Annotated in this window: 8 protein-coding genes; all 8 read left to right on the forward strand. The window is 38.5% G+C overall.

The features are described from left to right. A partial coding sequence (locus AACY61_RS06135; RefSeq protein WP_339610709.1) for a deoxyhypusine synthase family protein occupies positions 1-165 on the forward strand: 165 nt, incomplete at its 5' end. Between the two features lie 3 nt (positions 166-168). After that, the gene (locus AACY61_RS06140) at positions 169-480 is read left to right on the forward strand and encodes a hypothetical protein (protein WP_339610702.1); all 312 of its coding nucleotides are present in this window, start codon (positions 169-171) and stop codon (positions 478-480) included. A 332-nt stretch (positions 481-812) separates the two neighbouring features. After that, positions 813-1,580, forward strand: coding sequence for an alpha/beta fold hydrolase (locus AACY61_RS06145; protein WP_339610703.1), 768 nt, complete (start codon positions 813-815; stop codon positions 1,578-1,580). A gap of 99 nt (positions 1,581-1,679) precedes the next feature. Continuing rightward, positions 1,680-2,018, forward strand: a complete 339-nt coding sequence (locus AACY61_RS06150; protein ID WP_339610704.1) for a phage holin family protein — start codon at positions 1,680-1,682, stop codon at positions 2,016-2,018. A gap of 134 nt (positions 2,019-2,152) precedes the next feature. After that, the gene (tig, locus tag AACY61_RS06155; protein WP_339610705.1) at positions 2,153-3,472 is read left to right on the forward strand and encodes a trigger factor; all 1,320 of its coding nucleotides are present in this window, start codon (positions 2,153-2,155) and stop codon (positions 3,470-3,472) included. An 82-nt stretch (positions 3,473-3,554) separates the two neighbouring features. Continuing rightward, complete coding sequence (clpP, locus tag AACY61_RS06160; RefSeq protein WP_339610706.1) at positions 3,555-4,220, forward strand: ATP-dependent Clp endopeptidase proteolytic subunit ClpP; 666 nt, start codon at positions 3,555-3,557, stop codon at positions 4,218-4,220. A gap of 49 nt (positions 4,221-4,269) precedes the next feature. Then, positions 4,270-5,502, forward strand: a complete 1,233-nt coding sequence (clpX, locus tag AACY61_RS06165; RefSeq protein ID WP_339610707.1) for an ATP-dependent Clp protease ATP-binding subunit ClpX — start codon at positions 4,270-4,272, stop codon at positions 5,500-5,502. Between the two features lie 40 nt (positions 5,503-5,542). Next, a partial coding sequence (locus tag AACY61_RS06170; RefSeq protein ID WP_339610708.1) for a mucoidy inhibitor MuiA family protein occupies positions 5,543-7,385 on the forward strand: 1,843 nt, incomplete at its 3' end.

Here is a 7,385-nt window from a genome sequence, read left to right on the forward strand (position 1 = left end):
TGCCAGATATCAGATTCCACCACCAGTTACGGTTCCTATTCAGGGGCGGTTCCCAATGAGAAAATCACCTGGGGAAAACTGGACATCAATACCCCAAAATTTATCATAGAAAGTGATGCTACTATCGTGGCACCGCTTATATTTGCTTACTTATTAGATATGTAATGTATGAAGAGAATTATAGTTGACTTTAAGAAACTAACACCCGAAATTTTAAAACTCCTGGTCGAAAAATACCCTGATGGCTATGACGATTTAAATATCATCACCTTTAAAAATGCCAAAGGGGAAACCGTTGAAGCCGTAGAGGTGCGCACCGAAGACACCATTTACCTGGTTAAGGTGAGTACCAAGCTGGAGCGCACTATGGAAAATTATGACGAAGACGACTATGAAGACTTCGCAGACGATGATCCGGAAGCAGTACAACCCCCTGAAGACCTTCCTGAGGATACAGAGGATGAAGAAGATTTGGGTTAAGTTTCTATAGTAAATACACTACAACCCACAGCATTACAAGAATGTTGTGGGTTTTTACTGCTGCAATTTAGTTCTCTCATTGTTTGTTCTTCCATAAATGTTTTTTGTACACTTCCCTCTAAACATTCTTTAAATGCTTGCAGGAACTCCAATACTACTTCAATGCTTTTTTTTACCCTTATTCAAAAGCCTATGATAAAGTGACTAAAGTCTTCATTAGAATATTTTAATTAAATACATTTTTCAACCCTAAACAGTATCTTTGTATCTGAAAAATCAAGATTCTTTCAAAGAAACAGTTCAATGTTTAAGACCTGAAACAAAACTTACAAATGAAACTACTCCATACAAATATTGAAGGCTCAGGAATCCCATTTATTATCCTCCACGGTTTTTTGGGTATGGGCGATAATTGGAAAACACTGGGAAGCCGCTTTGCCGATAACGGATATGAAGTACACCTTCTAGACCAACGCAATCACGGAAGAAGTTTTCACTCTGAAGAGTTTACTTATGAAGCCATGGCTGAAGACCTTAAAAAATATTGCGATCATCACGGCATAACAAGTTGTGTGCTCCTCGGTCATTCCATGGGTGGTAAAACAGCCATGTTGTTTGCAACCAAATATCCGGACTATGTTTCAAAATTATTGGTGGCAGACATTGCCCCAAAATTTTATCCCCAACACCATCAGGACATATTGCATGGCCTGTCATCACTCGATTTCACTAAAATTGACTCCAGAAGTGATGCCGATGAGCAACTTCAAAAACATATTGAAATCAAACCGGTACGTCAGTTCCTCTTAAAAAACCTTTATCGTAAATCAAAAGAAACCTATGGTTTGCGCATCAACTTGCCTGTATTGATCAAAAACATTGAAGAAGTTGGAAAAGGATTGCCCGAAGAGGCCATTTATGATGGAGAAACTCTTTTTCTTAGAGGGGAAAAATCAGGATATATTGAATCCATAGATGAAATATTAATTCAAAAACATTTTCCTAAAGCATCAATTAAGACCATTCCAAAAGCCGGACACTGGCTGCATGCAGAAAATCCGGACACGTTTTATAAAGAAGTAATGACCTTTTTAACTTAGACCCAGAAAGTTCTGAAAACCTGAAGGCCTTAACCAGTCCACAAGTCCACAGATTTTTTTACTATCTTTAGTAGCTTCTAACACATTAAACTAAAAAATATGAAACTAATCATTCAGTTATTACTAACAGCCATCGTTGTTTTGGTGCTGGCAGAACTACTTCCGGGTGTAGGGGTCGATGCCTTTACAACCTCCATTATCGTTGCTGCAGTGTTGGCCCTGCTTAATGTTTTGGTCAAACCTATTTTGGTGTTTTTAACCCTCCCGGCAACACTCATTACTTTTGGGTTGTTCCTGCTGGTAATCAATGCCGTAATCATCCTCTTGGTTGATTATCTCATACCCGGTTTTACCGTAGATGGTTTCTGGTGGGCACTGCTTTTTAGCCTGCTCTTGACTATTTCTCAGTCTGTTTTGTATTCCTTAACCGAAAAGTAATAAATTTACTTCTAAACCAAGCAGTTGAACCCTTTGTGGTATTGATAAATTATCGTATTTTTGCACCCGTTTTAAATTGAGAAAAGCACGATGCTTTTTTATTCAAAACGCGTACTTATTTAAACATAATTTTCATGAACATCACAAAACAAGACATCGACAGTCTAAATGCCATCTTAAAAGTAGAAATTACCAAAGATGATTATGCGCCAAAAGTTGAAAAAGTTTTAAAAGATTACAAAAAAACGGCCAACATTCCCGGTTTTAGAAAAGGACACATCCCAATGGGAATGATCAAAAAGCAATATGGAAAATCCGTTTTGCTCGATGAGGTAAATAAATTAATCCAGGAGTCACTCCACAAATACCTGACTGAAGAAAAACTGGATGTTTTAGGTAATCCGCTTCCCAAAAACGAAATGGATATCGACTGGGATGCAGATGATTTCCAATTTGAATTCGAATTAGGGTTGGCACCACAATTTGAAATCGACCTTCAAAAAAAGGCGGTTACAAACTATAAAATTGTGGCCGATAAAGATTTTTTAGACAACCAGATCAAAACCATCAGAAAACAATATGGCAAACTCATATCCAAAAGTGAAGTAGCCAAAGAAGATGAAATTACCGGAACGTTTAAAAACGAAGAAAAAGGCATCGATAATAAAGCTACTTTTTCGATGGAAAAAATCAAAGGTAAAAAACAAAAAGACCAATTGTTGGGAGCTAAAACAGGCGATACCATTACCCTGAAGACCAAAGGCCTTTTTGAAGATGACCACGACAACCAAACCTTCTTAAAAGTACCTCACGATGACGCTCACGGTCTGGATATCGAGGTCACATTGTCCATTGAAGAAATAAACACCCGCGAAGAAGCAGCGTTAAATCAGGAACTTTTTGATAAACTTTTTGGAAAAGATGTTGTCAAGTCTGAAGAAGAAGTAAGAGCAAAAATCAAAGAAGACGCCGAGCGTCAGTTTGAGCAGCAATCAGAGCAAGTCTTGTTGAACAATGCCGTAGAAAGCCTTATTGAAAATACCAAGTTTGACCTTCCGGCAGAATTCTTGACCCGTTGGATTCAAAAAAGTGGCGAAAAAGAACTTACAGAAGAAGAAGCAAAAGCTGAATATGAACGATCTGAAAAAGGATTGCGCTACCAGCTCATTGAAGGCAAATTGATGGCAGATCACAAACTGCACGCCAATTTTGAAGAGTTGAAAGACTACACCAAAGCAATGGTTACTTCTCAAATGATGCAGTACGGCCAAATGAACCCGGCTGAAGAGGAACTTGAAAACATTGCCGCAAGAATTCTTTCAAACCAAGACGAAGCGAAACGACTTGCTGAACAACTCAACCAGCAAAAAATGCTGAAATTCTTTAAGGAAAATGCCAAATTGAAGACCAAAGAAGTGTCTTATGACAAATTTGTGAAAGAAGCATACCAATAAATCAACGATAAATTAGTTATATTTAGGCGTTGAATCAACATAATTGAACGCCTTTTTAATTAAAAAATAGCTCAAAAAATATATGGACTACGGCAAAGAGTTTGAAAAATATGCTACGAAACACCACGGTGTGAGTAGCACTTATTATAATAAGATTATCAGCAGCATGACTCCTTACATCATCGAGGAACGCCAGTTAAACGTTGCTCAAATGGATGTGTTTTCACGCTTAATGATGGATAGAATCATCTTTATGGGTACCCAGGTAAACGATCAGGTAGCAAATATCATACAAGCACAGTTGCTCTTTCTGGAAAGCACAGATGCCTCAAAAGATATCCAGATTTATATCAATTCACCCGGTGGAGGTGTCTATGCAGGCTTAGGTATCTATGACACCATGCAATTCATAAAACCTGATGTAGCCACTATTTGTACAGGAATGGCAGCCTCAATGGGGGCCGTGCTTCTCTGTGCCGGTGAAAAAGGAAAACGCAGTGCACTGCCACACTCGAGAGTGATGATTCACCAACCCATGGGAGGTGCACAAGGACAGGCAAGTGATATCGAAATCACAGCACGCGAAATACTGACCTTAAAAGAAGAATTGTACAGGATAATTGCAAAACACTCAGAGCAAACTTATGACAAAGTCTATGAAGACAGTGACCGAGACTACTGGATGAAAGCCGATAAAGCCCTTGAGTATGGTATGATAGACGAAATTTTAACAAGAGAAAAGAAGTAATTCAACGTTTTAACTTGGAACCTGAAACCTTGAACCTGAAAGCAGAGTTATGGCAAAAGAAAATTTAGAATGTTCATTTTGTGGGCGTAAAAAAGCCGAAACCAATCTCTTGATTGCCGGTTTGGACGCACACATTTGTGATCGCTGTATTGAACAGGCCCACGGCATTGTGATGGAAGAAGCAACACACACTTCCAAATCACAACTATCAGGCGAGCTGATGTTGAAAAAACCAAAAGCCATCAATGATTTCTTAAATGAATACATCATCGGTCAGGAACATACCAAAAAAGTGATGTCTGTAGCAGTCTACAACCATTATAAAAGATTACTCCAGCCCGCATCAGATGATGATATAGAAATACAAAAAAGTAATATCATCATTGTTGGGCAAACCGGAACCGGTAAAACCCTCATCGCTAAAACAATTGCCAAAATGCTCAATGTTCCCTTGGCCATAGTCGATGCTACTGTACTCACTGAAGCAGGTTACGTGGGTGAGGATGTAGAGAGTATTTTGACAAGGTTGCTGCAAGCAGCAGATTATGACCTCGAAAAAGCTCAAAATGGAATTGTGTTTATTGATGAAATTGACAAAATTGCTCGTAAAAGCGATAATCCTTCTATCACCAGAGATGTTTCTGGTGAAGGAGTGCAACAAGCCCTTTTGAAACTATTGGAAGGAACCACTGTCAATGTACCCCCAAAAGGAGGAAGAAAACACCCTGACCAAAAATTCATAGAAGTCAATACCGAAAACATCTTGTTTATTGCCGGTGGAGCCTTCGACGGAATCGAAAAGAAAATCAAACAACGCCTCAACCTGCAAGCCGTTGGCTTTAGCGCTTCAAAATCAGAAGACAGCATAGAAAGAGAAAACCTATTGCAGTACATCATCCCTAAAGATCTAAAAGATTTTGGACTTATACCCGAAATTATTGGTCGTCTACCGGTCTTGACTCACATGAATCCATTGGATAAAACTACCTTGCGAGCCATTCTTACAGAACCAAAAAATGCCATTATCAAACAATATGAGAAACTGTTTGAAATGGACGATATAGACTTTAAAATAGAAGACGAAGCCCTCGACTTCATCGTTGAAAAAGCCATTGAATATAAATTGGGCGCAAGAGGCCTAAGATCGCTCTGCGAATCAGTATTAACTGATGCTATGTATGAAATGCCGGGCACCGAGGAAAGAAACCTTGAAGTCACCAAAGAATACGCAGAACAAAAACTGAATAGTTCTGCCATTAAAAAATTAAAAGCGGTTTCTTAACGGAAATCGATTTTGTGTTTTAATTCAAATCAACTGTAGTATGAAAAAAGTAATTCTGTTGATACTGCTTCCCCTATTTTGTTTTCCTAATGAAATCCAACCGAAACCTGTTATAAAAGAGGTGACTGTTTTTTTACAGGGAGCACAAATCACAAGTGAAGTAAAGGTGAACTTACACGCAGGGAGCACCAAAGTGTTGATAAAAGATTTGTCTCCAAATATTGACCCCAACAGCATCCAGGTGAATGGCCTTCAGAATGTTACAATTGGATCAGTAAATTTCAATACCAATTTCATAGAAAAAAAGACCGAATCTGAAAAAATACGCGACCTTCAGGAAGAACAGGATAAATTAAACCGCGAAGTAGCAGTTCTAAGAAACAACGTAAAAGGGCTTGATGATGAGGAAGCACTTTTAAATGCAAATAGAAAAATTAATACCGAGCAGCAAAATGTTACTGTTGAAAAACTTTCGGCATACTCCAAATATTACCGTGATCGTATATCCGGGCTGAAAACAGAAATATATGACCTGAACAAAAGCATTGAAAAACTGAACAAGAGCATCAGCGATATCAATCAAGAAATTAATAAATTAAGAAGCAATAACGCTGAACAAAGAGGTGAAATTCTACTTGATTTGGAGTCACCATCCACAACTTCCCTAACACTGATATTAAAATACAATGTTAGCAATGCGGGATGGCTTCCCGTTTATGATATTAAAGCAGTCAATACCGAAAACCCGGTAGCAATACATTATAAAGCTAATGTGTATCAGGATACCGGTGAAAACTGGGACAATGTAAACATTACTTTATCAACAGGTAACCCCACATTAAATACTGAAAAACCGGATGTCAATCCACATTTTCTTAACTTTGTAAACCCCTATACATACACGGCTCAAAGAAGAAGCCGTACCAAAACCAACTACACATACAACCCAACTGTAAAAACAGTTTCAGGGGTAGTGGTTGATGATACCGGACTTCCACTTCCCGGAGTAAATGTTGTTTTGAAAGGGACAAGCAGGGGGACACAAACAGATTTTGATGGCAGATATACACTAGATATTGAAGGAGCTCAGGAAATAGTTTACTCCTATCTGGGCTTTGAAACAGAAACCCTGCCTGTGTATGCAAGCCGTATAGACCTATCATTGTTTGCTGACGCAAACGATTTAAATGAAGTAGTGGTTTCGGGATATGCTAAAAAAAGTTCACTAATGGGTAAAGCAAGTGGTGTCAATGTTCAAGAAAATGAAGAGTTTGAACAAGTGATACCGGCCATGATCAGGGAAGATAATGTGACCAATGTGTTGTTTAAAATATCAAGAAAATACAGCATACCCACCTCGCCCTCTGAAGTAACTACAATTGAAATCAATACCTTTGAGGTCCCCACAGAATATGAATACTACGCAGCACCCTTATTGGTGCAGAATGTCTATTTAACAGCCAAGTTAAAAGACTGGGAAACCTTTGATTTGCTTCCCGGAGAAGCAAAAGTTTATTTTGCCGGTAATTTTGCCGGCAATTCATACATCAACCCCCAATTAACAGATGAAGAGTTGGTGTTGTCACTGGGAGTAGATCCAACCCTTGTAGTTGAACGTAAACAGATTAATGATATGAAAGACCGTTCATTTTTTGGAAATACCCGCATAGTTAAGAGAAATTACGAAATCACAATACGGAATAACAAAAGCTCAGAGGTTGAGGTTACGCTCTTGGATAGAATACCCATTTCACAAAACAATGACATTAAGGTTGAAAACTTAACCTACGGCAACGCAAGTTATGATGATAAAAAGGGTGTGGTCACCTGGAAAGTAGGCTTGTCTGCTAGTAGTACAGAGAAAAGAAACATCAGTTATGAAG

This window comes from uncultured Planktosalinus sp. (assembly GCF_963973675.1).
Taxonomy (GTDB): Bacteria; Bacteroidota; Bacteroidia; order Flavobacteriales; family Flavobacteriaceae; genus Planktosalinus.

What these genes read in the sequence shown, in the direction of transcription:
- AACY61_RS06140 (WP_339610702.1), top strand. Translation starts at nt 169, where the DNA reads ATGAAGAGAATTATAGTTGACTTTAAGAAACTAACACCCGAAATTTTA.
- clpX (WP_339610707.1), top strand. Translation starts at nt 4,270, where the DNA reads ATGGCAAAAGAAAATTTAGAATGTTCATTTTGTGGGCGTAAAAAAGCC.
- clpP (WP_339610706.1), top strand. Translation starts at nt 3,555, where the DNA reads ATGGACTACGGCAAAGAGTTTGAAAAATATGCTACGAAACACCACGGT.
- AACY61_RS06150 (WP_339610704.1), top strand. Translation starts at nt 1,680, where the DNA reads ATGAAACTAATCATTCAGTTATTACTAACAGCCATCGTTGTTTTGGTG.
- AACY61_RS06145 (WP_339610703.1), top strand. Translation starts at nt 813, where the DNA reads ATGAAACTACTCCATACAAATATTGAAGGCTCAGGAATCCCATTTATT.
- tig (WP_339610705.1), top strand. Translation starts at nt 2,153, where the DNA reads ATGAACATCACAAAACAAGACATCGACAGTCTAAATGCCATCTTAAAA.